Source organism: Mesorhizobium sp. B2-3-10 (assembly GCF_006442275.1).
Classification (GTDB): Bacteria; Pseudomonadota; Alphaproteobacteria; order Rhizobiales; family Rhizobiaceae; genus Mesorhizobium; species Mesorhizobium australicum.
Genome location: NZ_VFVT01000001.1, coordinates 973,161 through 997,269 on the forward strand (window position 1 = coordinate 973,161; position 24,109 = coordinate 997,269).

General features: G+C 63.4%; 20 protein-coding genes, 1 tRNA gene and 1 pseudogene. 12 read left to right on the plus strand and 10 right to left on the minus strand.

The window, feature by feature from the left end; all coding sequences use genetic code 11:
• Positions 1-162: 162 nt before the first annotated feature.
• A pseudogene (locus FJ943_RS04970) lies at positions 163-954 on the plus strand (ring-cleaving dioxygenase); the annotation flags it as partial.
• A 115-nt stretch (positions 955-1,069) separates the two neighbouring features.
• A complete protein-coding gene (locus FJ943_RS04975; protein WP_015315363.1) occupies positions 1,070-1,231 on the plus strand; it encodes a hypothetical protein in 162 nt (53 codons plus the stop codon).
• 25 nt (positions 1,232-1,256) lie between these two features.
• Here FJ943_RS04975 and FJ943_RS04980 read toward each other — a convergent pair whose 3' ends face one another.
• The 7 genes from FJ943_RS04980 to tkt all read right to left on the minus strand — a co-directional run bounded on the left by FJ943_RS04980 (position 1,257) and on the right by tkt (position 10,841).
• The gene (locus FJ943_RS04980; RefSeq protein WP_015315364.1) at positions 1,257-1,973 is read right to left on the minus strand and encodes an SGNH/GDSL hydrolase family protein; all 717 of its coding nucleotides are present in this window, start codon (positions 1,971-1,973) and stop codon (positions 1,257-1,259) included.
• A gap of 146 nt (positions 1,974-2,119) precedes the next feature.
• Entirely contained in the window at positions 2,120-2,863 is a 744-nt protein-coding gene (locus FJ943_RS04985; protein WP_015315365.1) for a thioredoxin family protein, read from the minus strand.
• A 172-nt stretch (positions 2,864-3,035) separates the two neighbouring features.
• The gene (locus tag FJ943_RS04990) at positions 3,036-4,061 is read right to left on the minus strand and encodes a class I fructose-bisphosphate aldolase (protein ID WP_140720083.1); all 1,026 of its coding nucleotides are present in this window, start codon (positions 4,059-4,061) and stop codon (positions 3,036-3,038) included.
• A 145-nt stretch (positions 4,062-4,206) separates the two neighbouring features.
• On the minus strand, positions 4,207-5,403 hold the full coding sequence (locus tag FJ943_RS04995) for a phosphoglycerate kinase (RefSeq protein WP_140720085.1): 1,197 nt from the start codon (positions 5,401-5,403) through the stop codon (positions 4,207-4,209).
• Between the two features lie 155 nt (positions 5,404-5,558).
• Entirely contained in the window at positions 5,559-7,439 is a 1,881-nt protein-coding gene (locus FJ943_RS05000; RefSeq protein WP_140720087.1) for a potassium/proton antiporter, read from the minus strand.
• A 186-nt stretch (positions 7,440-7,625) separates the two neighbouring features.
• Entirely contained in the window at positions 7,626-8,636 is a 1,011-nt protein-coding gene (gene gap / locus FJ943_RS05005; protein ID WP_015315369.1) for a type I glyceraldehyde-3-phosphate dehydrogenase, read from the minus strand.
• A gap of 213 nt (positions 8,637-8,849) precedes the next feature.
• Positions 8,850-10,841 (minus strand): transketolase, encoded by a 1,992-nt coding sequence (gene tkt / locus FJ943_RS05010; protein WP_140720089.1) that lies wholly within the window; start codon positions 10,839-10,841, stop codon positions 8,850-8,852.
• 261 nt (positions 10,842-11,102) lie between these two features.
• Between tkt and FJ943_RS05015 the strand changes: the two genes are divergently transcribed.
• From FJ943_RS05015 to FJ943_RS05030, 4 genes are all read left to right on the plus strand, one after another.
• Positions 11,103-11,375 carry a DUF4164 domain-containing protein gene (locus tag FJ943_RS05015; protein ID WP_015315371.1) on the plus strand — a complete coding sequence of 91 codons (273 nt, stop codon included), beginning with the start codon at positions 11,103-11,105 and terminating at the stop codon, positions 11,373-11,375.
• An 11-nt stretch (positions 11,376-11,386) separates the two neighbouring features.
• A complete protein-coding gene (locus FJ943_RS05020; RefSeq protein ID WP_015315372.1) occupies positions 11,387-11,752 on the plus strand; it encodes a cell division protein ZapA in 366 nt (121 codons plus the stop codon).
• 210 nt (positions 11,753-11,962) lie between these two features.
• Complete coding sequence (locus tag FJ943_RS05025) at positions 11,963-12,622, plus strand: peroxiredoxin (RefSeq protein ID WP_015315373.1); 660 nt, start codon at positions 11,963-11,965, stop codon at positions 12,620-12,622.
• A gap of 144 nt (positions 12,623-12,766) precedes the next feature.
• Positions 12,767-13,639, plus strand: a complete 873-nt coding sequence (locus FJ943_RS05030; RefSeq protein WP_140720091.1) for an MBL fold metallo-hydrolase — start codon at positions 12,767-12,769, stop codon at positions 13,637-13,639.
• A gap of 86 nt (positions 13,640-13,725) precedes the next feature.
• On the opposite strand, the gene rpoH is transcribed toward FJ943_RS05030, so the two are convergent.
• Both rpoH and FJ943_RS05040 read right to left on the minus strand, forming a co-directional pair.
• The gene (rpoH, locus tag FJ943_RS05035; RefSeq protein ID WP_015315375.1) at positions 13,726-14,637 is read right to left on the minus strand and encodes an RNA polymerase sigma factor RpoH; all 912 of its coding nucleotides are present in this window, start codon (positions 14,635-14,637) and stop codon (positions 13,726-13,728) included.
• A 190-nt stretch (positions 14,638-14,827) separates the two neighbouring features.
• On the minus strand, positions 14,828-15,883 hold the full coding sequence (locus FJ943_RS05040) for an RluA family pseudouridine synthase (protein WP_140720093.1): 1,056 nt from the start codon (positions 15,881-15,883) through the stop codon (positions 14,828-14,830).
• A gap of 26 nt (positions 15,884-15,909) precedes the next feature.
• On the opposite strand from FJ943_RS05040, the gene FJ943_RS05045 reads away from it, so the two are divergent.
• The 4 genes from FJ943_RS05045 to FJ943_RS05060 all read left to right on the plus strand — a co-directional run bounded on the left by FJ943_RS05045 (position 15,910) and on the right by FJ943_RS05060 (position 18,064).
• Positions 15,910-16,293: a fimbrial protein gene (locus FJ943_RS05045; protein WP_140720095.1), complete on the plus strand. Its 384-nt coding sequence runs from the start codon at positions 15,910-15,912 to the stop codon at positions 16,291-16,293.
• Positions 16,294-16,329: 36 nt separating this feature from the next.
• Positions 16,330-16,737, plus strand: a complete 408-nt coding sequence (locus FJ943_RS05050; protein ID WP_015315378.1) for a VOC family protein — start codon at positions 16,330-16,332, stop codon at positions 16,735-16,737.
• Between the two features lie 90 nt (positions 16,738-16,827).
• Positions 16,828-16,902, plus strand: a tRNA-Glu gene (locus FJ943_RS05055).
• Between the two features lie 796 nt (positions 16,903-17,698).
• Complete coding sequence (locus FJ943_RS05060) at positions 17,699-18,064, plus strand: hypothetical protein (protein WP_140720097.1); 366 nt, start codon at positions 17,699-17,701, stop codon at positions 18,062-18,064.
• Positions 18,065-18,164: 100 nt separating this feature from the next.
• Here the strand turns inward: FJ943_RS05060 and FJ943_RS05065 are convergent, their stop codons facing one another.
• Complete coding sequence (locus tag FJ943_RS05065) at positions 18,165-18,380, minus strand: hypothetical protein (protein ID WP_140720378.1); 216 nt, start codon at positions 18,378-18,380, stop codon at positions 18,165-18,167.
• Between the two features lie 273 nt (positions 18,381-18,653).
• Between FJ943_RS05065 and FJ943_RS05070 the strand changes: the two genes are divergently transcribed.
• The gene (locus tag FJ943_RS05070; protein WP_015315381.1) at positions 18,654-18,890 is read left to right on the plus strand and encodes a hypothetical protein; all 237 of its coding nucleotides are present in this window, start codon (positions 18,654-18,656) and stop codon (positions 18,888-18,890) included.
• A gap of 610 nt (positions 18,891-19,500) precedes the next feature.
• The gene (locus tag FJ943_RS05080; RefSeq protein WP_181174492.1) at positions 19,501-24,051 is read left to right on the plus strand and encodes a PAS domain-containing protein; all 4,551 of its coding nucleotides are present in this window, start codon (positions 19,501-19,503) and stop codon (positions 24,049-24,051) included.
• Positions 24,052-24,109 lie beyond the last annotated feature (58 nt).

Here is a 24,109-nt window from a genome sequence, read left to right on the forward strand (position 1 = left end):
CAGGAGGATGGCAGGTCGTGTGGCGACTGTTCCGTTCTTGTCGTGACGGGTCACGCGAGCGCGGATTGTTCACTAAGGAAGGGCTAATCGAGGCAGTATTGTTCATAGCTTGGCGACGGACTGTCGGGATAGGCGGCCTTCAGCGAAGTGACCGGAGTTCAGGCAACGCCGGGTACCGACCTCACCTTCTTCGACTGGCCGATCGGCCGCGAACGGCGCGGCACACACAGCATCGCGCGGACCAGCCTCAGGGTCGGCAGCCAGGAGAGCCTTGGCTGGTGGAAGCAGCACCTTGCCAGCGAGGGCATCGTGACAGGAGAGATTGCCGATATCGGCGGCTACAAGTCACTGGATTTCGAGGACCCCGAAGGCCAGCGCCTGCGGCTCGTCAGCGATGGCGGCAAGGGCGGCAGCCATCCCTGGGCGCAAAGCCCGGTGCCGGCCGAGCATCAGATCCGCGGACTGGGGCCGATCGTTATCAGTGTTCCCGACATCACCAACACCGAGGCGGTGCTGGCCGGGGTGATGAACATGCGCAAGGTCCGCGACTATGCCTCGCCTGATGGCGAGGGCCAGGTCCACGTCTTCGAAATGGGCGCGGGCGGGCCGGCGGCGGAGCTTCATGTGGCCGTGCAGCCCGGGCTGGCACCCGCAAGGCAAGGCGCCGGTGCGGTTCACCATGTCGCCTTCAGGGCGCCAGACGAGGAGACGCTGCATCAGTGGACGGCGCGCCTGGCGGAATTCCGGCTGCCGTCAAGCGGCGAGGTCGAGCGCTACTACTTCCGCTCGCTCTATTTCCGTGAGCCGAACGGCATTCTGTTCGAGATTGCCACCGACGGGCCAGGGTTCACAGCCGACGAGCCGCTGGAGACGCTGGGCGAAAGCCTTGCCCTGCCGCCGTTCCTGGAGGCAAAACGCGCATCGATCGAGGCTGGCCTCAAGCCGCTGAAGTAGATTGCTGCGCGGTCAAGGCGTGCGTCGCGTTCCGCTTCGGGTTCGCGGCGCCTTTTCTTCCCGGAGACCGAACGAACCGCTTTGACAGGCGCAAGCGTTGCTGGTCAAAGGCAGCATGACGAAACTCCTTGCCCTTGTCATCGTCGGGTTCATGGTCATCCAGCTCATCAAGCCGCTCGGCTGGCCGGGGCTCAGGCGCCGCGGCGATTTCTGGAAATTGGCATTGCTCGCCATGGCGGCGATTTCACTGGCGGCCGTGCTCGGGCACCTGACATAAGCCTGGCGACAGCTGCGGTCGCTCTTCAGCCGGCAAGCACTGGGCCGACGAGATGTTCCGCCCAGGCCCGGTAGCCGGCCTCCGAGGCATGAAACCCGTCGGAAGCAAAACCGGCCTCGGGGTTGGTGATCGGCAGGCGCGGCGCCGGCACCGCGCCGCGCTCCAGGCAGAGGCGCTCGCCCATCCGGTTCATCGCGGTGGCGCGGATCTCGAGGATCTTGCCGAGCAGCGATGGCATGGCCGGTGCACGCGTGAACTCCAGCACCGGCGACCATACCACGCGCGCCTCCGGCCATTTGGCGCGCAGCGCGTAGAGGAGGCCGCCGAACTCCTTCTTGAAGCGCGGCACGGAATGAAAATTCTTGGTGTCGTTGGTGCCGATGGCGAGCACGATATGCGTCCACGGATCAGCCGACAGATTGGGCAGGACATGGTCGCGGATCTGACCAGATGTCGCCGAATTGAAGCCGGCGGCACGCCAGCGCACAGCGCCGCCGGTGCGCTGTGCAATCATGACGGCAAGCTGCGCGGCAAGCCCGTTTTCGGAATTGCCGATGCCGACCGAGGCGGCGGAGGAATCGCCCAGCACCAACAGCGAGATCGCCGGAGCCTGGCCCGAGATCTCGTGCATGACCGGTCCCCGCGCCGGCAGCATGCGCGAGGTGCGGCGGCGGACACCCAAGCCCTGCCAGACATAGATCGGGAAGGCGAGCCAGGTGAGGAAGGTCGGAAAGCGTCGCATCGCTGGTCCATTGAACTGGTTTGCGACCAGCATCTAACGCATGTCGCGAGAGAGGTGAACGAGCATTTCCGGCGAAAACAGGATCGCCTCGAACGCTCTACCCCTTTGTTTTACGCAATTCCGAAGGCGCTCCGCACTTTTGCTGGTCAGCCATCGTGGCAATCGTGCTCCGCTTGCGGCTCGCCTGCATATTCGTCATGCAGCCGCACCCAATCCATCAGATTGCGGTAGAGGCCGGTCTCACCCCGGCCCTTCGGCGTCAGGTCCAGATAGTGGTAGGCGCCGATCAGTTGTTCGCCGCCACGGGCACGCGAAACGAAGGTCAGGAAGATATCGCCGTTCTCGTCCCTGTAGAAAACGCTGGCGCCCGGAAGCTCTTTCGATGTCCGGGGTCGGGTCTCGAAATTGTAGGTGGTGTCGCCAGCCGCGATCTGCCTGTCGGTGAAGGAGACCTGCATGTCGAAGTTGAAATCCGACGCATAGGACGACACCCAGTCGAACTTCCAGCCCATGCGCTGCCTGTAGGCTACAAGCTCGTCCAGCGGCGCGCGCGAGATCACTACCAGCGATACGTCGTGGTGCATGAGGTGCTGGTTGGCACCGTCGATATGATCGGCAAGAAAGGAGCAGCCTTCGCAATGATTGACGCAGCCCGGCCCGAACATGAAATGGTAGACGATCAGCTGGCTGTTGGCGCCAAACAGATCGGCAAGTTTCTTCGGCCCCCTTTCGGTCTCGAAGACGTAGTCCTTGCGAATTTTCAACCAGGGGAGTTCGCGCCGCTCGGCCGCGACGCGCTCGCGAAGCCGCGTCAGTTCCTTCTCGCGGGCCAGATGTGCCTTATGAGCCTCGAACCATTCTTCGCGCGAAACGACCTTGTTGCGATGCATGAACTTCTCCCTGTCTGCACCCCAAGGACGTACGGGATGGGCTCGCCCCGACATCGCCGCTGTCAGGAATGCTCAGAGAAAATAAGAATTCGAATGCCTTGACCCAAGGCCGGTGCGCCAAACAAAACCCGGGCACGTCTGCCCGGGTTCGAAGGGAAGGATAGCAGGGGCTTCAGGCAGCCTGTTCCAGGCTCGCCTTCCATTTCCCAAGTGCCGCCAGGTGGTTCATGTGGGCGCGGTGGGTGAAGGCGGCCTGGCCGGCGGCGATGTTCGAGGCCTTGCCGCTCCATGCCTTCTGCGGGGCGGCCTGCAGCGCGCGGCCATAGGAGAAGGTCAGCTTCCACGGATGCGGGCCGATGGCGTTGATGGCATTGAGGTTGGCGGTCGCCTCCTCGTCCTCCTGACCGCCGGAGAGGAAGGCAATGCCCGGCACCGCGGCCGGCACCGTCTCGCGGAACAGCTTTATCGTCTTCTCCGCGACTTGCTCAGGACTGTCCACCGTGCCCGACTTCTTGCCAGAAAGCACCATGTTGGGCTTCAGGATCGTGCCTTCGAGGACAACACCGGCAGCGTGGAGCTCGTCATAGAGTTTTATCAGCGTCGCCTTGGAGACCTCAAAACAAGTGTCGATGTCGTGAGCGCCGTCCATCAGCACTTCGGGCTCGACGATCGGCACGATGCCGGCCTCCTGGCAAAGTGCGGCATAGCGGGCAAGCGCATGGGTGTTCGAGTTGATCGAATTGACCGAAGGCACGCCCTTGCCGATATGGATGTCGATCACCGCGCGCCATTTAGCGAAGCGGGCGCCGAGCTTGTAATAGTCGGCAAGCCGCTCGCGCAGGCCGTCGAGGCCTTCGGTAATGGTGTCGCCGGGAAAGCCGGCCAGCGGCTTGGCGCCGGCATCGACCTTGATGCCTGGAATTGCGCCCGCCGCCTTGATGATGTCGACCAGCGGCGTGCCGTCGGCGGCCTTCTGGCGAATGGTCTCGTCATAGAGGATGACGCCGGAAATGTATTTGGCCATCGCGTCCTTGGCGCGGAACATCATCTCGCGGTAGTCGCGGCGGCTGTCGGGGGTAGATTCGACGCCGATGACGTCGAAGCGCTTCTTGATCGTGCCGGAGCTTTCATCGGCGGCCAGCAGGCCCTTGCCGTTGGCCACAATCGCGGCGGCAATGTCTTCGAGACGTTCGCTCATCATGCTTCTCCTAACCGGTTGGTATCGGCCAGCAGGACACTACCGCCAAAGGAATGACGCCGGAAAGCTCGAATCGAGCGAAAATGGCCGGCGCTGCCGCCAGCTCCCTTCGAGTTGATCGAATTGCCGGTGAGCCGTGGTGCCCTCAGCGCTTCAGCACGTCCACGCCGGGCAATGGCTTGCCTTCCATCCATTCCAGGAAGGCGCCGCCGGCGGTCGAGACATAGGTGAAGTCGTCGGCGACACCGGCGTGGTTCAATGCAGCCACGGTATCGCCGCCGCCGGCGACCGAAACCAGCTTGCCCGCCTTTGTGCGCGCCGCCGCATGCTTGGCCGCCGCCACCGTGGCGTGATCGAACGGCTCGATCTCGAAGGCGCCGAGCGGTCCGTTCCAGACAAGCGTCGCGGCGCGGTCGATCCACTCGCCGATCGTCGTCACGGTCTTGGCGCCGACATCGAGGATCATGCCATCGGCCGGCATGTCGGAGATGGCGATGGTCTCGCAGGCCGCACCCGCCCTGAATTCCTTGGCCACGACGCCGTCGACCGGCAGGATGATGGCGCAGCCGGCCTCCGCCGCTTCGATCATGATCTGCTTGGCGGTCGGAGCCAGGTCGTGCTCGCACAGCGACTTGCCGACATCGGTGCCGCGCGCGGCGAGGAAGGTGTTGGCCATGCCGCCGCCGATGACGAGAGCATCGACCTTCTTCACCAGGTTCATCAACAGGTCGATCTTCGTCGAGACCTTGGCGCCGCCGACGATGGCAACGACCGGACGGACCGGGTTGCCCAGGCCCTTCTCCAGCGCCTCGAGTTCGGCCTGCATGGTGCGGCCGGCGAAGGAGGGCAAGAGGTGCGCCAGCCCTTCAGTCGACGAATGGGCGCGATGGGCGGCGGAAAAGGCATCGTTGACGAAGATGTCGCCATTGGCGGCGAGCCGTTCGGTAAAAGCGGGATCGTTTTTCTCTTCGGCCTTGTAGAAGCGGGTGTTTTCCAGGAGCAGCACGTCGCCCTTGTCCATTGCGGCGACAGCGCTGCCTGCCGTGTCGCCGATGCAGTCGGAGGCGAATCCAACGGGACGGCCGAGCACCTCAGCCGTCGCCCTGGCGATCGGCTCCAGCGAGAATTCAGGCGAGGGACCATCCTTGGGCCGACCGAAATGGGCGAGCAGGATGACCTTGGCGCCCTTGCCGGACAATTCGGCGATGGTCGGCGCGATGCGTTCAATGCGGGTGGCGTCGGTGACCTTGCCCTCAGCGACGGGAACGTTGAGGTCGACGCGCACCAGCACGCGCTTGCCGCTGATGTTGCCGATATCGTCCAGTGTCTTGAAGACAGCCATGCCGGTTCCCTTTCGTCTGAAATCGCCGGGACCATACCTCGCATCAATGACGATGCAAGGCTTTGGCTGGGGCCGGGTGCGAAATTTTGAGGCGGACGGGGACATAGTCCGTGAAGACCGCCCGGCCTATGTCAGCGGGCAAACGGTCGCCCGCCTCAGCTTTCGGCCGACGCTTTCTCGACCGGGGGCTCAGGGGCGTCATCCGCCTGTGTTGCCCCCCGCGCCTCAGCCGGCTTGCGCCAGCTGCGGATAAAGGCGGCGAGACGGTCGCCGATCTCGCCGGCGCTCAGGAAGACAGGCACGCGCGCCACCGGCGCGGTCGGCTCGAAGGACAGGCCGAGCCCGGTGATTTTGCCCTTGTCGTCGACGTCGCGCACAATCAGCTCGATCGGACCAAGCAGCACGCGGTCGGCATATTCGGCATGGCCGCCGAGCCGCGCCGTGACCAGCGCACCGACGGTCTGTTTCTGCTCGGCCTCGCTGAGACCGGGCGCATAGGCGGCTTCCAGTTCGGCGGCGGAACGCGCTGGATCGACGGCGAAGGCGCCGAAGAAATCGGCATCCTCGGGATCGACGACGGCGCGGCTGGCGAACAGCTTGTCGAGCAGGCGGGGATAGCGATCGGGCACGAAGATGTAGACTTGATCGCCGGCGGCGAGCCGGCCCATGTCCTGGAAACGCATCGAGCGGCCGTCACGCAGCACCAGCGAGGGCCGCGCCCAGCGCGGGATGCGTTCGCCGCGCGCCACCGGACTGCCCGGCGCCACACGATAGGCAAGGAGTTCGTGGTGCGCGGAGCCGGGCAGTTCCAGTTCGACCTTGTCCAGCGGTCCGAGCCGGGCCGGCACGATCAGGCCGAGGCGCCGCGCCAGCGGGCCGACGGTCCAGCCCTGGATGACCAGGGACACCAGAACGATGATGAAGGCGGCGTTGAAGATGGTGCGGCCGTTTTCCAGCCCGCCGAGCAGCGGTGTGATGGCGAGCAGGATGGACACGGCGCCGCGCAGGCCGACCCAGGAGACGAAGGCGACTTCGGGACGCGGCAGGCGGAACGGGACCAGGCAGAGCCAAACCGCGACAGGACGGGCGACGAACATCAGGAACAGGCCAAGCGCTATCGCAGGCACCATGATCGCCGGGAACTGCGAGGGCGTCGCGAACAGGCCGAGGATGAGGAACATGATGATCTGCGCCAGCCACGACATGCCGTCCTGGAAGCGCTTGAGGATGGTGACAGCGCGGATGTCGGAATTGCCGGCGATGAGCCCGGCGATATAGACCGCCAGGAAGCCGGAGCCGCCGATGGCACCGGCGGCGGCAAAGACCATCAAGGACAGGGTCAGCACGAAGATCGGCAGCAGGCCATGGTCGAGGTTGAGCCGGTCGACAAGGCGCACGATGGCGAGGCCGCCGAGCACGCCGACGATCGCGCCAAGCCCCATGTTGATGAGGAAGCCGAGGATGAGATTGGTGACCAGGACATTGGCTTCGGGGTTGGCGTGGGCGGCGATGATCTCGACCAGCGTGATGGTCAGGAAGATGGCGATCGGATCATTGGTGCCCGATTCCACCTCAAGCGTGGAGCGCACGCGCTCGCGCAGATTGATCTCGCCGGCGCGCAGCAGGAAGAACACCGCCGCCGCGTCGGTCGAGGCGACGGCTGCGCCAAGCAGGAAGGATTCCAGCCAGCTGAGGTCGAGCAGGTAGTAGGCGGCGGCGCCGAACAGGCCGGTGGTGAGAAGGACGCCGAAGGTCGCCAGCGACAGGGCTGGTCCTGCCGCCTGCCGCAGGGCGTTGAGCGGCGTGCCGAAACCGGAATCGAACAGGATGACGGCGAGCGCCAGTGAGCCGGCAAAATAAGCGATGCGGGCATTGTCAAACTGAATGCCGAGCCCGTCGGTTCCGGTGGCGAGCCCGATGCACAGAAACAGGAGCAGGAGCGGAGCGCCGAAGCGAAAGGCGATCAGGCTCGAAAACGCCGCGGCGACAACAAGCGCCGTGCCGACCAGCGTAACGAGATAGATCGCATGCTCCATCCGTGATTTGCCCCTCGAATTCCTCTGCCTCCTGGCTTCACGGCAGAGTGGGGCGAAGGCGTGACCAGTGCAAGGCGGGAGGGTGGTTTTTTGCCCGGCGCCGCCGATTTTCGCGTTGCTGCTCCGGCAAATGAAAACGCCCGGACGAGGCCGGGCGTTTCGAGTGTCGGGAAGATCGATCTTCGATCAGGCGATGGTCTTGCCGAAAGCGACCGCGGTGTCGCCCATGCGGTTGGAAAAGCCCCATTCATTGTCGTACCAGGACAGCACCGAAACGAAGTTGCCGTCCATCACCTTGGTCTGGTCGAGCGCCATGATCGAGGAGCGCGGATCGTGGTTGAAGTCGATCGACACGTTCGGGTGATGGGTGACGCCGAGGATGCCCTTCAGCTTGCCGTTGGAGGCGGCGATGACCGCCTCGTTGATTTCCTGCACCGTCGTCGAGCGCTTGGCGATGAACTTGAAGTCGACGACCGAGACGTTCGGCGTCGGCACGCGGATCGAGATGCCGTCGAGCTTGCCCTTGAGGTCGGGCAGGACGAGGCCGATCGCCTTGGCGGCACCGGTCGAGGTCGGGATCTGCGACAGGGCGGCGGCGCGGGCGCGGTAGAGATCCTTGTGCATGGTGTCCAGCGTCGGCTGGTCGCCCGTGTAGGAATGGATCGTCGTCATCATTCCCTTTTCGATGCCGACCGTCTCATGCAGGACGGCCGCCAGCGGCGCCAGGCAGTTGGTGGTGCAGGACGCATTCGAGATGACGATGTGGTCCTTGGTCAGCTTGTCGTGGTTGATGCCGTAGACGACGGTCAAGTCAGCGCCGTCGGCGGGCGCCGAGACCAGCACGCGCTTGGCGCCGGCGGTCAGGTGCGCGGCGGCCTTGTCGCGGGCGGTGAAGATGCCGGTGCATTCGAGCGCAATGTCGATGCCGAGTTCCTTCCACGGCAGCTGCGTCGGATCCTTGATCGCGGTGACCTTGAACTTCTCCTTGCCGACGCTGATCTGGTCGCCGTCGACCGACACTTCATGCGGAAAGCGGCCGTGCACGCTGTCAAAGCGCAGCAGGTGGGCGTTGGTCTCGACCGGACCGAGATCGTTGACGGCGACGACATCGATATCCTTGCGGCCGGACTCATGGATGGCGCGCAGGATGTTGCGGCCGATGCGGCCAAATCCGTTGATGGCAACTCTGACAGTCATTTTTCTCTCCCGGGGAGCTGGAGGGCAGACGATTGATCCGCAGCTTCATAGCGGCGGACGGGCAAAGAATCCAGCCGCAGCGGGCTGGATTTAAATCGATTAGGTTGGGCCAGCCTGGCAAAACCGCTTTTCACGCGATCTCGCCGGGTATTTTGTTTCGTGCATGTCGTTATCTCAAGACCGCGACACACTTTTGGGCGACATGCCGGGGCCTCATCCGCCGTGCAGGCGGGCTTCCGCCGCCTTGGCGGCCGCCTCGGCGGTGATGCCGAAATGCGGATAAAGCTGTTCGATCGTACCGCTCGCACCGAAGCCGGTCATGCCGATGAAGATGCCGTCCGAGCCAATGAGATGATCCCAGCCCTGGCGGATGCCGGCCTCGATCGCCATCTTGATCGGTGCGTCGCCGATCGTCTTCTTGCGATAGGCGTCGGTCTGCTTGTCGAACAGTTCGAAGCAAGGCACCGAGACGACACGGGTCGGATGGCCATGTTTTTCCAGAAGGTCGCGTGCGCCAAGCGCGATCTCGACCTCGGAACCGGTGGCGAAGATCGTCACGGCGGCCTCGCCGCTGGCGGCGGCGAGCTCATAGGCCCCTTGGCTGCTCAGGTTCTTTTCTGTGAACTCGGTGCGCACCGTCGGCAGGTTCTGGCGGGTCAGCGCCAGGGTCGACGGCGTCTTTTCGGATTCGAGCGCGATCTGCCAGCATTCGGCGGTTTCCACCGCGTCGGCCGGACGGAACACATTGTGGTTGGGAATGGCGCGCAGGGCCGCCATGTGCTCGACCGGCTGGTGGGTCGGCCCGTCTTCGCCCAGACCGATGGAATCATGGGTCATGACGAAGATCGAGCGGATGCCCATCAGCGAGGCAAGCCGCATCGAGGGGCGGGCGTAGTCGGAGAAGCACAGGAAGGTGCCGCCATAGGCGATTAGGCCGCCATGCAGCGTCAGGCCGTTGATCGCGGCAGCCATGCCGTGTTCGCGGATACCGTAATGGACATAGCGCTGGCCGTAATCGTCCGGCGTGATGTTCTTGGTCTGGCTGGTCTTGGTGTTGTTGGAGCCGGTCAGGTCGGCCGAGCCGCCGATGGTTTCCGGCACCGCACCATTGATGACTTCCAGCGCCATTTCCGACGATTTGCGGGTCGCGACCTTCGGCTTGTCGGCTGAAAGCTTCTTCTTGTAGTCGGCGATGACGGCGTCGAAATTCGCCGGCAGCTTGCCACTGGTGCGGCGCTCGAACTCGGCCTTCAGCTTTGGATCGGCCTTGGCCAGGCGGCCTTCCCAGTCCGTGCGCGCCTTGACGCCGGCCTTGCCGGCGGAGCGCCAGGCATCGAGAATGTCAGCCGGGATCTCGAAGGGCGGCGAGTCCCAGTTGAAGAACTTGCGCGCGCCAGCGATCTCGTCTGGGCCGAGCGGCGAGCCATGCGCCTTGTTGGTGCCGGCCTTGGTCGGGGCACCGAAGCCGATGGTCGTCTTGCAGGCGATCATCGTCGGCTTGTCGGAATGGCGGGCGGCCTCGATGGCATAGGCGATCGCTTCCGGATCGGTGCCGTCGATGTGGCTGGCGTTCCAGCCGGAGGCCTGGAAGCGCGCGACCTGGTCGGTGTTGTCGGCGAGCGACACCGGACCGTCGATCGAGATGTTGTTGTTGTCCCAGAAGACAATCAGCTTGTTGAGCTTGAGGTGACCGGCAAGGGCGATGGCTTCCTGGGAAACACCTTCCATCAGGCAGCCGTCGCCGGCCAGCACATAGGTGTAGTGGTCGACAAGGTCGTTGCCGAAGGCGGCGTTCATGATACGCTCGCCGAGCGCGAAGCCGACCGAATTGGCGAGGCCCTGGCCGAGCGGGCCGGTCGTGGTCTCGATGCCGGTGGCGTGGCCATATTCGGGATGGCCGGCGGTTTTCGAGCCCAACTGGCGGAAGTGTTTGATCTGGTCGATGGTCATGTCTTCGTAGCCGGTCAGGTGCAGCAACGAATAGAGCAGCATCGAACCATGGCCCGCCGACAGGATGAAGCGGTCACGGTCGGCCCAATGCGGGGCCTTGGGATCGTATTTCAGGAAGCGGGTGAACAGCACCGTGGCAATGTCGGCGCAGCCCATGGGTAGGCCGGGATGGCCGGAATTCGCCTTCTCGACGGCGTCCATGGAGAGAAAACGGATCGCATTGGCCATCCGGTCATGTTGTTCACGCGACGTCATGGTACCTCCAGGGTGGGGGTTTGGGGGCTTGGGAGAGCCCTTGAAAAGGGTGCGCGACACATAGCAGGCGCGGGCTTTTAGTCAACAAATCGGGTGCAGATTTGCCGGTCTTGTGATGTCGGCGGTGGACCTACTTTAGCGTTAGCGGGGGACAGTCGCGAGAGCTTTATTGACGTTGCCTTCACCCGGTGCCTAATGTTTCCGGGATAACGCGTTCTGAACGCGAACGATTCGGTGATGGGCAGGGCACAGGACGAAGCCATGACCGGGGAAACCACGCTCAAGGAAGTGATCGCCAGGCTGAGCAAGGCCATCGAAGGGCTGGAAAACGCCGTCGCGGCCAAGCTCGAGCATGAACGCGACTATTCGGAAGCCGAAGCCGAAGTGCAGCGGATGAATGCCGACCGCTCGCGGTTGGCGCAGGAACTCGACAATTCCGAAGCGCGCGCCGAACGGCTGGAAGACGCCAACAAGGAAGTGTCGCGACGGCTGGTGACCGCGATGGAAACCATCCGCGCTGTGTTGGACAGATAGGAGCTGGCCCGATGGCACAGGTCACGGTTTCAATCGACGGCAAGCAGTACCGCATGGCCTGCGACGAGGGCCAGGAAGAGCATCTGATTGATCTCGCCGAGCGTTTCGACCGCTATGTCTCGCACCTGAAGGATTCCTTCGGCGAGATCGGCGACCAGCGGCTGACCGTCATGGCCGGCATCATGGTGATGGACGAGCTTTCCGAGCTGCAGAAGCGCGTCAAGGGCATGGAAAGCGAAGTGCTGACCTTGCGCAAGACGCGCGACGAGGCGCTGACCAAGGCCGACAAGAGCGACAGCGTGCTGACCAGCGCGCTCGGCGCCCTGGCGCAGCGTATGGAAGATTTGTCGGCGACGCTGGCAATCAACAAGGCCTGAGGCGTCTTCGCTGATCCCTGCCGCTTGTCTCATGCCCGATACCACGACGTATTTTTTTGGCCTGATCCCGCGTGTGGGGAAAAATTTTTGCCCATCGAGTGAATGGCCGTCATCTCCAGCGTTTAATCAGTCGCGCTGCGGTGCTACGATCAGGTGCCGGGCGCCGGGCGGCGAAGATCCGGCCACATTCACAAGGGGTAGGGATAGGTCATGAGTCTTCGTATCAACGATATCGCGCCGGACTTCACCGCCGAGACCACGCAGGGAGCCATCAAATTCCATGACTGGATCGGCGACGGCTGGGCGATCCTGTTCAGCCATCCGAAGAATTTCACGCCGGTCTGCACGACCGAGCTTGGCACGATGGCCGGGCTCGAGGGCGAGTTCAAGAAGCGCAACGTCAAGATCATCGGCATTTCGGTCGACCCGGTCGAAAGCCATGGCAAATGGCAGGACGACATCAAGACGGCGACCGGCCATTCGGTGCATTACCCGCTGATCGGCGACAAGGACCTCAAAGTCGCCAAGCTTTATGACATGCTGCCAGGCGGTGCCGGCGAAACTTCGGAAGGCCGCACACCCGCCGACAACGCCACCGTGCGCTCGGTCTACGTCATCGGGCCGGACAAGAAGATCAAGCTTGTGCTGACCTATCCGATGACCACGGGGCGCAACTTCGACGAGATCCTGCGGGCGGTCGATTCCATGCAACTCACCGCCAAGCATCAAGTGGCGACGCCGGCGAACTGGAAACAGGGTGAGGACGTCATCATCACCGCCGCCGTTTCCAACGAGGATGCGATCAAGCGCTTCGGCGCCTACGAGACCATCCTGCCCTATCTCAGGAAGACCAAGCAGCCCTCCGCCTGAGCCAGCACGCGGAATGGTTTCCGGCGTTTTCCGCTCCTGCGAACCAAGTCATGCTTGACTGGTTCGTCGGGGCGGACAACCATGCTCACGGTGGGTTCCGGCGGAGAAAATCGTTCCTGCCGGCTAGGTCTGGGGAAGCCGGACGTGCAGATAACTTTGGCGAAGCCGCAGGTCAGCGGCTTTTATGACAAGCCGACCGGGGCCATCCAGTATGTCGTCGCTGACCCGGCGACGAAGCGATGCGCCATTATCGATCCGATCCTCGACTTCGATGAAAAATCCGGCGCGACGAGTACGATGAGCGCGGATAGCTTGCTCGATTTCATTGGGGAAAACGGGCTGGAGCTCGAGTGGATTCTCGATACCCATCCCCACGCTGACCATTTCTCGGCGGCGCATTACCTGAAACAGAGGACCGGCGCGCCGATGGCGATCGGCGACAAGGTCGTCGACGTCCAGGCACTGTGGAAGGTGATCTATAACTGGCCGGACTTTCCGGCAGACGGCTCACAGTGGGACAGGCTGTTCGCCGAGGGCGAGACCTTCCGGATCGGAACCCTTCCGGTCAGGGTGCTGTTCTCGCCTGGACATACATTGGCATCGATCACCTATGTGATCGGTGACGCCGGCTTCATCCACGACACCCTGTTCATGCCCGACAGCGGCACGGCAAGAACGGATTTTCCCGGTGGAAGCGCCGCGCGGTTGTGGCGCTCGATCCAGGGCATCCTGGCCTTGCCGGAGGAAACCCGGCTGTTCGTCGGCCATGATTACCAGGCCGGCGGGCGCGAACCGATGTGGGAAAGCACGGTCGCGGCGCAGAAGGCGACCAACATCCATCTTGTCGCCGCGCGTACAGAGGCCGAGTTCGTGGCGCTACGCGAGGCGCGCGATCGCACATTGCCGATGCCGCGGCTGATCCTGCACGCGCTGCAGGTCAACATCAATGGCGGGCGGCTGCCGGAGCCGGAAGCCAATGGTCGGCGCTACCTCAAATTTCCGCTGGATTCGCTTTGAGGCAACCGTGGCTCCTGCTGCGGCGTACAAAAAAGGCGGCGTCAGTTTCCTGACGCCGCCCTGCTATTTCCTGCGCGAAGCCGGCTTTAAGCCGCCGGCTGTGCCTCGATGGTGCGCAGCGCCTGCATCTGGCGCTTGGCGGCGGCCTTGACCGCATCCTGCACCTTCTCGAAGGCGCGCACCTCGATCTGCCGCACGCGCTCGCGGCTGATGTCGAACTCGGCCGACAGTTCCTCGAGCGTCAGCGGCTCCTCGGCGAGGCGGCGCGCCTCGAAGATGCGCCGCTCGCGATCGTTGAGCACGGCCAGAGCGCCCGACAGCATGCCGCGCCGGTTTTCCAGCTCGTCCTGCTCGATCAGCATCTCTTCCTGGCTTTCGTGGTCGTCGACCAGCCAGTCCTGCCATTCGCCGGACTCGCCTTCCGTCGCCCGGATCGGCGCGTTGAGTGACGCGTCGCCGGACAGACGGCGGTTCATCGACACCACTTCGGCCTCGGAAACGTTCAGCCGCGTGGCGATCTCGGCGATCTGGTCGGGCTTGAGGTCGCCATCGTCCAGCGCCTGGATCTTGCCCTTCACCTTGCGGAGATTGAAGAACAGACGCTTCTGGTTGGCGGTCGTGCCCATCTTGACCAGGCTCCACGAGCGCAGGATGTATTCCTGGATCGAGGCCTTGATCCACCACATGGCGTAGGTGGCGAGACGGAAACCGCGCTCGGGTTCGAATTTCTTGACGGCCTGCATGAGGCCGACATTGCCTTCCGAGATCACTTCGCCGATCGGCAGGCCATAGCCGCGATAGCCCATGGCGATCTTGGCGACGAGCCTCAAATGGCTGGTGACGAGCTTGTGCGCGGCCGTGGTGTCTTCATGCTCGGCGTAACGCTTGGCGAGCATGTACTCTTCCTGCGGCTGAAGCATGGGAAAGCGGCGGATTTCTTCCAGATAGCGGCTGAGGCCGCCTTCACCGGAAACGATACTGGGTAATGACTGGGCCATGATAGCGCCCCCTCTCTATTGGAGTGATGCCCCCGAAACGCGGCAGGCATGTGACGCGAACACCAAAAGGCTCGCTCGCGACAACAGATCTTATACAGGAACAAAACCAGAAAAGACAGGCATTTGTTCAACACGAAACAGTGTGTCACGCTGAAGTGAACAATGCCACTCAGGTTTTTTGATGGCAGGTTCAGAGCTTGCGAAAGCCGCCGACGAGTTCCTCCATGTCCCCCGGTAACGGCGCCTCGAACCTCATCGTTAGATGGGTAGTCGGGTGCCGAAATGCAAGGAGCCATGCATGCAAAGCTTGCCGGGAAAATGCCTCGACCTGGCGTTTCAGCGGTTCGGGCAGCCGATTGGCCTTGGTGCGGAAGGCTAGCCCGTAGTCCGGGTCGCCAATCACGGGATGGCCGATATGGGCCATGTGGACGCGGATCTGGTGGGTGCGACCGGTTTCCAGCCGGCATTCGACGAGGCTAGCGGCAGCGAATTCCCGCTGGCCCTCGCCGAAACGCTCCTGCACGGCAAAACGGGTGACGGCGTGGCGTGCGTCGTCGCGGCTTTCCGGCACCACGGCGCGGCGAACCCGGTCGGAGGCGCGGCCAAGCGGTGCATCGATCGTGCCGGTCGGCCTCTGCGGTATGCCCCAGACCAGCGCCAGGTAGGCGCGCTCGAGATCGCCGGTCAGGCCGTGGTCGGCGAACGCCTCCGACATAGCCTTGTGGGCACGGTCGGTCTTGGCGACCACCATGACGCCGCTGGTCTCCTTGTCGAGGCGATGGACGATGCCCGGGCGGCGCACCCCGCCAATGCCTGACAGGCTGTCGCCGCAATGATGAATCAGCGCATTGACCAGCGTGCCGGTCCAGTTGCCGGCGCCGGGGTGCACGACGAGCCCCGCCGGCTTGTTGATGACGATCAACTCGTCGTCTTCGTAGAGCACGTCGAGCGCAATGTTCTCGCCCTGCGGCTGCGCCGGCTCCGGTTCCGGCATGGCTACGGACACATTTTCGCCCGCGCGCATCTTGCGCTTGGTTTCGTCGACCGGCTTGCCGTCGATGACGACGGCGCCTTGCCTGATCAGCATCTGCACGCGACTGCGTGACATGTCCGGGCCAAGGGCTGCCGCCAGCCACTGATCGAGCCGTTGGCCGGCCGCATCCGCGCCGGCGACCAGCAAGGTGGGCGCGGCCTCTATCAACAGGTCCTCTATCAATTCGGAGGCCTCTTCGCTATGAGCGCTCATCGAAAAACCATTCCGGAATGTTTGCCATGGCCCGGCCCGATGCCGATGAAGAGCAGGAAAAGCCGCTCGCCCCCGAAGTCGACAAGCTGCGCGGCAAGCTCATCCGCTTCATGGCCATCAATCTCGGCCTGCTCTTTCTGGCTCTTATGGTGGTGATCGCGGCGATTGTCTACAAATCACGCAAGGCAACGCCGGTGAGCCCGCCGCTGGCCGGTGACATCCAGGTGCCCGCCGGCGAACCGCTCAGCGGGGACATCGTGCTGCCGGTTGGCGCCAAGGTGGTCGGTCAGTCACTGTCGGGCAGCCGCCTTTCGATCGACGCCGAGCTTGCCGACGGCAGCCGTGCGATCTTCGTCTACGATATCGCCGAGCGCCGCCTGATTGGCCGTTTTGCGATCCGCAACAAATAGGCAGGCGCCAATGCGGCAAACACATTTGCCACGGACATGACCGGCTTCGCCGAACATCGTCGTGTCGCGACAGTGGCGCTGGTCGTCGCCAGCTATGACGAGGCGATCGCCTGGTATGTCGAGCGGCTGGGTTTTACGCTGACGGAGGATATCGATCTCGGCGGCGGCAAGCGGTGGGTCACGGTCGCGCCGTCAGACGGGCAGGGCGCCAGGCTGCTGCTGGCCGAGGCGTCCGACGAGACGCAGAGGAAAAGCATCGGCAACCAGACCGGCGGCCGGGTTTTTCTCTTCCTCGAAACCGACGATTTTGCCGGCGACCATGCAGCGATGCTGGACAAGGGCGTCGAATTCCGCGAGGCGCCGCGTCACGAAGCCTATGGCACGGTGGCGGTTTTCGCCGATCTGCATGGCAATCTGTGGGACCTGATCCAGCCGAAACGGTAACGCGGGGGCGGCTTTTCATTCGATGCGGCAAAGCCGCCGAACCCCAGTTGCTTTTTCCCGGCCGTCAGCCTATATCGCCCCTTCTTGAGCGCGCCCATCGTCTAGCGGTCAGGACACCGCCCTCTCACGGCGGGAACAGGGGTTCGATTCCCCTTGGGCGTACCAGGCAACGGTCCTGTCGTTGACCTCCAGACAATCCTGCAGTTTCGGACCCGTCCCGCATGGGCTCCGCATACATCGAAAGAGCACGCAAAGCCTGCGAGAGCCCGGGCTTCCCATACCCCGAATCCACCCAATTTAAGTCAAGCCGCGACGCTTGAAAGCACTGCGATCCCTGATACTTGCGGTGCGGGAATAGCTTTCGCGGCAACGCGGGTTTCGGGTCGGGTAGAGTTTGGAATGGCCTCTGTTGGGACGACATGCACGCACTGCCATGGCGGTGGAAAGGTTTTCGACTGCTCGAGATGGCGTGCCTCAAAAGGGTATTGCTGCCCGCACGGGACACATCAAAGCGGTTGCCCGGGAAAGACCATGATATGCGCGCAGTGTGCCGGGCTTGGAACGATACCAGAAACCGAGTTCAGGGCCGTCGCGTAGGCCGTCATATCGCGACAATCATGGAGTTCGCGGCCATCTATTCCTAGCCTTGCGGGTGGGGACGGCAGGCAGGTTAAGGTTTGGTTTACCAATAGCCTGTCTACTGGGGACAATTCGCTTTCAGCCTGCGACCACGGATGTACTGGCGCAGTTGTCGAGGCGGAAAGGAAAGGTCGGCTCCGTGCCGGCCTTTTTGCTTTTTCGGGCTACATGGCTCGCATCGGCCAGGCGCCAGGGCGGCTTCGCAGTCGGCTTTCTTCGAACAACTTTTTGGCAAGGGATATTGTCATTGCCCATGTCGGCTCTACCATCGATCACAGCAGTCCGGCGGGTTGCCGGACCGTCGTGACGATGAGGGCTTGCGATGAAACGTGCTGCAAAACTGGCGATTGCGGGTGTGATGTCGGCAGGTGTCGTATGCGCATCTGCCGCAACGCTCAACACCATGGACGATGTCGGGACCGCGATCCAGTCCTGCTGGACACCGCCTGCCGGTGCCGGAGATTCGACTGTAACCCTGAGTTTCAGTTTCAAGCGCGACGGTACTCTGATAGGGCCGCCGCGACCAACCGCCGCCAAGGTGGCTGGCGACGACAAGGCACGTAAGGCGTTCATCGATGCGGCAATAGCGGCGGTGAAGAATTGCACGCCGCTGAGTTTATCGCCGGAGCTGTCGCAAGGGATTGCCGGCAACGTGTTCACGCAGCAATTCGTTTCGCCCAAGCAATAGCGGTAACGCCCAAACGCCTGCCATAGAACGGGCATCGGCACGGGTGGTTCGTCGAACCGGAGAACCGGGTCGGGTGTCGTTTCCCCCCGATCGCCGCAGATCAATGGCTCAGGCGCCGTGCTTCGGCATGCCGTGCCAGATCCGGGGTCTCGAAGACGTAGTCGCTCCAGGCCGACTCCGGAATCTGCCCGGCCAGATAGCACTCCAGCAACAGGTTTTGCTCGGGGTTGAGCGGCCGTGGGGCACGCCCGTGATCCAGCCCGAGGGAGTGAAAAAGGTTTCTTGTCAGCTCCGATACGGTGAAATGCATCGACATCGCGCGTTCTCCTTTGCGCCTCAACGCGGCAGTGCGGGCAAAGGTTTCAGTGCCGGACACCGGTAACGCCTGATTGATCGCAGGCTCGACGCATCGGCCCGCCGACGGCCACCCAGCTCCAGTCGATCGAGGCCGGCCAGCGGACGGTGCGTGTGGTCGGCCCCGCCTTTTTCCCGGCTGAATGACCCACGAGTGTTCTCGCGGGAACGGCCGTCTTCGGAACAGGGGCCCGCTTCCCGGCGTTGTGGTCGATATCAGGCAGGGAGAAGCGCCATGGCCACGTTCAGGGAAATGCGGGTACTGGAGATCGTCGAAGACGGCTCCCTGACTACCGACCAGAAGATCGCTGAATTGCGCAAGATCGAATCCGAGGCGCGCGGGCTGCAACGGGCGGCGTCGGAGAGCCCGATGGGCGACGATGACGGCTGGCAGGACGATCTGCGCCAGGTTCGGCTTGCTCTCGACAAGCTCGGCGCCAAGGAACCGAGGAAGGGCGCGGCAACGCTATAGAGCCGAACCGTTCCAAAGCACGCCGCGTCGAAGCGGATTCAGGCGCCGCGCTTTAGGTCTTTGTTTTTATGCATTAGTCGCAAACCATGCGAACTCTTTGGCCGGGAGCGCTTACGTTCCTGCATGCCAATTGTTTTTCGGGGCCCGATGACGGAGGAGAGGACGTTGTCGCCCTGGTCTGAGACCGTCTGTGAGGCGCAGGCTTAACGACCCTGCGCTCGTAAAACCGCCCAGGAGGCTGGGGTGGACCCGGAAAGGCGCTGTTGTCGACCTGCGGCTGGTAGTCGACATTGGGCGGCGGCCGGTCCCAGATTCGCCTGGCGTCGAGCGGCCGCGGAATAACCACCGTGCCGTCATAGCTGCGAGAGCAGCCGCCGCCGAAAAGCAGCGCCACGCCCAGCAAGAAAGGCCCTATCCGTCCGTACATTAGCAACACCCCTGTGCATGCTTATAGCGCGGCCTTGCTCCGCGCCACAACCGGACGGAATAACGCAGCAGGAACAGGCCGGTTGCGCCGTTAAGGTTAGCGGATCGTTAATGCTTCTGCGGCACATTCCGCCGACGGACCGCGGAGGGAGGGTTCGGCCTTGATTTTCGGGGTGGGGACAGCATGGCGGAATCGGACGAAGCAATCGGCGTGCGCGGCAAGCGCAAGCCCGGCAAGGCAGCCGCGCATGGCGGCGATGGGCCATCCGGCGTCGACATGGATTGCGCCGCCGCGCTGCGCCAACTCGTCGAAACGGGCTCGGACTGGATTTGGGAAACCGACGCGGAACTGCGCTTTTCCTGGCTTTCTCAAGATTACCAGGCGGCAACCGGTATCGATCCGGCAATGGTGCTTGGCCGGTTCCGCTTCGATTTTCTCAACCAGGTCCTGAAGGGCAACCGCGGTGCGGCGGCGCATCTGGAGGATTTGCAGGCGCACCGGCCGTTCCGCGACTTCGTCTACGAACTGAAGGGGGGCCGCCCCGACTGCCGCTGGGTGCTGACGTCAGGCTTCCCGCGTTTCGACAGCGAGGGAAAATTCGTCGGCTATCGCGGCCTGGGCCGCAACGTCACCGCGCTGGCCAGCGCCTTCGAGGCCATGCAGCCGGCGGCTGGCGGCGATGCCGTCCAGCATCTCGCCGATCTCGAGCGGACGATGGATGCCATGCATATGGGCGTCGTGCTTCTGGACGCCAGGCTCGATACGCTCATCGTCAACAAGGCCTATCGCGATCTCTCCAGGATTCCGGACGGGGCCGTGACGGTAGGCGCGCCGTTCAGCCTGCTGATGGAACTCAATCGCCGCAACGGCATCTATGGCGACATCGACGAAGAGCAATGGCAGCGCTACCTCGCCACGCGCATCGAAGAGATCAAGGCCGGCACCGTCGCACCTCGGGAGTTTGCCCACACCGACGGGCGCACCATGATGTTCTCCGTCACGGCTCTGTCGGGAGGCAAACGCCTGCTGACCTACTATGAGGTCACCGAGGTCAAGCGGCGGGACGCCGAGATCGAGAATGCCAACGCCAAGATAGCCGAGACTTTCGCCAATCTCCGCACCATGGTCGATCAGATGCCGATCGGTGTTCTTGTCCTCGATGCCGACATGCGTGCCGAGGTCATCAACCGCGCCTTTTACGATTTCTGGCAGATCGACGCCCGGCGCGCCGAGACCGGCTGCAGCTTCCGCGATCTGATGGAAGCCAGCCGCGACATCGACCCGTATGGTTCGGACGACGCGACATGGCACCGGCATGTCGCCGAACGCGAGGCTGAAATCAGAGCCGGCACAGCTGGAGCGAGGCAGTTCCCGCGCAATGACGGCAGGACGCTGATCTCGTCGATGGCGCCGCTGGCCGGCGGCAAGCGGTTCATTTCCTATGTCGATGTCACCGACATGAAGGATCGCGAGGCCGAACTTGCCGAAGCGCTGGAAAAGGCGCGGCTGGCGGAAGCAGTAATCAACGGGGTCAAGGATCCGATCTTCGTCAAGGACGACAATCTGCGCTTCGTCTTCGTCAACGAGGCCTTCGCGGCGCTGTTCAAGCAGGCGCCGCAAGCCATGCTTGGCAGGCCGGGAAGCGATTTCCTCGGGCCGGACGAGGTCGCGCTGTTCGAAAGCAGCGAACGCGAGGTGCTGGCCGGCGGACAGCAATACGAAGTGGAAGAAAGCTTCGAGGACGGCGGCGGCACCCGTTCGCGTATCGTCAGGAAGAACCGCGTCCGCATGGCAAGCGGCCGCGACTATGTCGCCGGCTTTCTGTTCGACATCTCCGACATGAAACGGCGCGAGACCGAAGCCGAAGATGCGCGCAAGCATCTCGCCAGCGTGCTGGAATCGCTGCCGGCGGGGGTCATCATCTACGACCGCGACGACAAGTTCGTCTTCGCCAACCACAGGCTGCAGGATACCTTGCCGGCGCTGAAGCCTTTCTGGCAGCCCGGCCGCACCTTCCGCGAAGCGCTGGAGTTCGGCCATTCGGTGGGTTATTTCCGTTCGAGCGGCGATCCTGGGATCGACAGCCTGTACGAAGGCGATTCCGAACGCTGGCTTGACGGCATCCTGGCGCGTTACCGTCTGCCGAATTCCTCCTATGAGCGCCTCAATGCGGATGGCCGCTGGTACCAGGTCTACGACATGCGCACAGGCGACGGCACGTTCATCGGGGTGCGCGTCGACATCACCGACCTCAAGAGCCGCGAGGCGGCGCTTCATGACTCGATGCGCCAGATCGATCTCTTCCGCCATGTCATGGACGAGTTGCCGGTAGCCGCCTTCATCAAGGCGCAGGACCTGAGCATCGAATTCGTCAACAAGGCCTGGTGCGCGCTGACCGGTCTCGCCAAGGACGACGTCATCGGCCGGACCGACCGTCAGCTGTTCAGCGGCGAGGAAGCGGAGGGCTTCAGCCAGGACGATACCGATGTCGTGACGAATGGCAATGTGCGCGAGGTCGAGGAGCCCGTCACTCATCGTGACGGAACGGTGCGGCAGTTGATGACGCGCAAGAGCCGCCTGGTGGCCACGGACGGATCGGTGCATCTGGTCGGCTCCAGCACCGACATCACCGACGTCAAGGCGCGCGAGCAAGCTCTGGAAGAGAGCATGCGCGAGAACGAGGTGTTCCGCAGCCTGATCGACAACGTGCCGGTGTCGATCTACGCCAAGCGCTCCGATCTCAGGCAATTCTATGTCAACAAGGGCTGGTGCGATCTCACCGGCTTCAGCAAGCAGGAGGCGATCGGCAAGACCGACGTCGAGATCTTCGGGCCGGATGGCGAGGCCTTCGTGGCCAGCGATCTCGCCGTGCTGCGTACAGGCGAAACCCAGGAGATCGAGGAGACGGTGCGCCTTCCAGACGGCAGCGTCAGGCATCAGTTCGCCCGCAAGGGCGCAATGATCGCCTCCGACGGTTCGCTCTACCTGATCGGTTCGACCACCGATATCACGGAACTCAAGCAGCGCGAGGCGGAGCTCAGCGAGGCGCGCCGGCGCGCCGTGCTCGCCGACCGCGCCAAGTCGGAGTTCCTCGCCAATATGAGCCACGAGATCCGCACGCCGATGAACGGCGTACTGGGCATGGCTGAACTCCTGGCCAAATCCAATCTCGATCCGAAGCAGAAGACATTCACCGACATCATCGTCAAATCGGGCAACGCGCTGTTGACCATCATCAACGACATCCTGGATTTCTCCAAGATCGATGCCGGCCAGCTGGTGCTCGACCCGGCGCCATTCAATCTCGCCGAGGCGATCGAGGACGTGGCGACGTTGGTGTCGACACGGGCCAAGGAAAAGGATCTTGAGCTCATCGTGCGCATCGAGCCGCGGCTTGAAAGTCTGTTCATCGGCGATGTCGGCCGCATCCGGCAAATCGTCACCAACCTGCTCGGCAATGCGGTGAAGTTCACCGATGAGGGCCACGTGCTGGTCGACGTGACCGGCGAACGGGTTCCAACGGGAACCAGGCTGACGATCTCGGTCACCGATACCGGCATAGGCATCCCCGAGGAAAAACTGAAACTGGTGTTCGAGAAATTCAGCCAGGTCGATACGTCCTCGACAAGGCGCCACGAGGGCACCGGGCTTGGCCTTGCCATCACCTCGCGGCTGGTCGACCTGATGGGCGGCGACATTGGCGTCGAGAGCGCCGAAGGCAAGGGGTCAACCTTCTGGTTCACCGTAACGTTGCCAGGGGCCGGGCAGCAGAGCGGGCAGCGCATCACGCCGGTGGACGTGACGGGCGCACGCGTGCTGATCGTCGATGACAACGCCGTCAACCGCGCCATCCTGACCGAGCAGATGACCTCGTGGACGTTCGATTCCTGCGCGGCCGAAAGCGGCGCCGAAGGTCTCAAGGTGCTGATCGCCGCGGCAGCTTATGGCGTGGCGGTCGACTGCGTCGTGCTCGACTACCAGATGCCTGAGATGAGCGGCGCCGAAATGGCGCGTATCGTGCGCAACACCGAGGGCCTCGCGGACACGCCGATCATCATGCTGACATCGGTCGACCAGTCGCTTGCCAACACCAGCTACCGCGATCTTGGCATCGACGCCCAGCTGATCAAGCCGGCGCGCTCCTCGGTGCTCCTGGAAACACTGGTCGCGACCATCCAGCGCCATCGCCACGCCACCAGCGGCCACGCCGTTCAACCGCTCGCGGGCGAGGCGTCCGAGGCTTCCCGGCCGCCGCCCCTGGCGCCATCCGAGCAGCGCGCGCAATTGCAGCTGCCACAGGTTCGCCCCAGGTTGCCTGCGACGGCCGGCGGGCACAGGCTGGATATCCTGGTGGCCGAGGACAATGAGGTGAACCAGATGGTGTTCACGCAAATCCTCGGCGAGACCGGCTATGGTTTCGAGATCGTCGGCAATGGCCGCAAGGCGCTCGACGCCTTCGGTACGCTCAATCCGTGCATGATCCTGATGGATGTCTCGATGCCGGAGATGAGCGGTCTCGAAGCGACGGCCGCGATCCGCCTGCTGGAGCAGGAGACCGGCACGCATGTGCCGATCGTCGGCGTCACCGCGCATGCGCTCAAGGGCGACCGCGAGCGCTGCCTGGAGGCAGGCATGGACGACTATCTGCCCAAGCCGATCAGCCCCAGGGCCCTGCTCGAGAAGGTCGAGCGCTGGGTCGGCGCCGGCCGTCAGGTCCACCGCAACGCGGGATAGAGCCCGCGTCGCCTGGATTGCGGGTCCGGCGAGGCAATCAAGGAATCAGCAGGAGATT

Bases quoted from the DNA above. Each gene is read 5' to 3' on its own strand.
- FJ943_RS04980 (WP_015315364.1), bottom strand. From the start codon at position 1,973: ATGCGACGCTTTCCGACCTTCCTCACCTGGCTCGCCTTCCCGATCTAT.
- FJ943_RS05050 (WP_015315378.1), top strand. From the start codon at position 16,330: ATGACCGGCTTCGCCGAACATCGTCGTGTCGCGACAGTGGCGCTGGTC.
- FJ943_RS04990 (WP_140720083.1), bottom strand. From the start codon at position 4,061: ATGAGCGAACGTCTCGAAGACATTGCCGCCGCGATTGTGGCCAACGGC.
- FJ943_RS05025 (WP_015315373.1), top strand. From the start codon at position 11,963: ATGAGTCTTCGTATCAACGATATCGCGCCGGACTTCACCGCCGAGACC.
- FJ943_RS05000 (WP_140720087.1), bottom strand. From the start codon at position 7,439: ATGGAGCATGCGATCTATCTCGTTACGCTGGTCGGCACGGCGCTTGTT.
- FJ943_RS04995 (WP_140720085.1), bottom strand. From the start codon at position 5,403: ATGGCTGTCTTCAAGACACTGGACGATATCGGCAACATCAGCGGCAAG.
- gap (WP_015315369.1), bottom strand. From the start codon at position 8,636: ATGACTGTCAGAGTTGCCATCAACGGATTTGGCCGCATCGGCCGCAAC.
- FJ943_RS05045 (WP_140720095.1), top strand. From the start codon at position 15,910: ATGGCCCGGCCCGATGCCGATGAAGAGCAGGAAAAGCCGCTCGCCCCC.
- FJ943_RS04985 (WP_015315365.1), bottom strand. From the start codon at position 2,863: ATGCATCGCAACAAGGTCGTTTCGCGCGAAGAATGGTTCGAGGCTCAT.
- FJ943_RS05070 (WP_015315381.1), top strand. From the start codon at position 18,654: ATGGCCACGTTCAGGGAAATGCGGGTACTGGAGATCGTCGAAGACGGC.
- tkt (WP_140720089.1), bottom strand. From the start codon at position 10,841: ATGACGTCGCGTGAACAACATGACCGGATGGCCAATGCGATCCGTTTT.
- FJ943_RS05065 (WP_140720378.1), bottom strand. From the start codon at position 18,380: ATGTCGATGCATTTCACCGTATCGGAGCTGACAAGAAACCTTTTTCAC.
- FJ943_RS05040 (WP_140720093.1), bottom strand. From the start codon at position 15,883: ATGAGCGCTCATAGCGAAGAGGCCTCCGAATTGATAGAGGACCTGTTG.
- rpoH (WP_015315375.1), bottom strand. From the start codon at position 14,637: ATGGCCCAGTCATTACCCAGTATCGTTTCCGGTGAAGGCGGCCTCAGC.
- FJ943_RS05060 (WP_140720097.1), top strand. From the start codon at position 17,699: ATGAAACGTGCTGCAAAACTGGCGATTGCGGGTGTGATGTCGGCAGGT.
- FJ943_RS05020 (WP_015315372.1), top strand. From the start codon at position 11,387: ATGGCACAGGTCACGGTTTCAATCGACGGCAAGCAGTACCGCATGGCC.
- FJ943_RS05015 (WP_015315371.1), top strand. From the start codon at position 11,103: ATGACCGGGGAAACCACGCTCAAGGAAGTGATCGCCAGGCTGAGCAAG.
- FJ943_RS05080 (WP_181174492.1), top strand. From the start codon at position 19,501: ATGGCGGAATCGGACGAAGCAATCGGCGTGCGCGGCAAGCGCAAGCCC.
- FJ943_RS04975 (WP_015315363.1), top strand. From the start codon at position 1,070: ATGACGAAACTCCTTGCCCTTGTCATCGTCGGGTTCATGGTCATCCAG.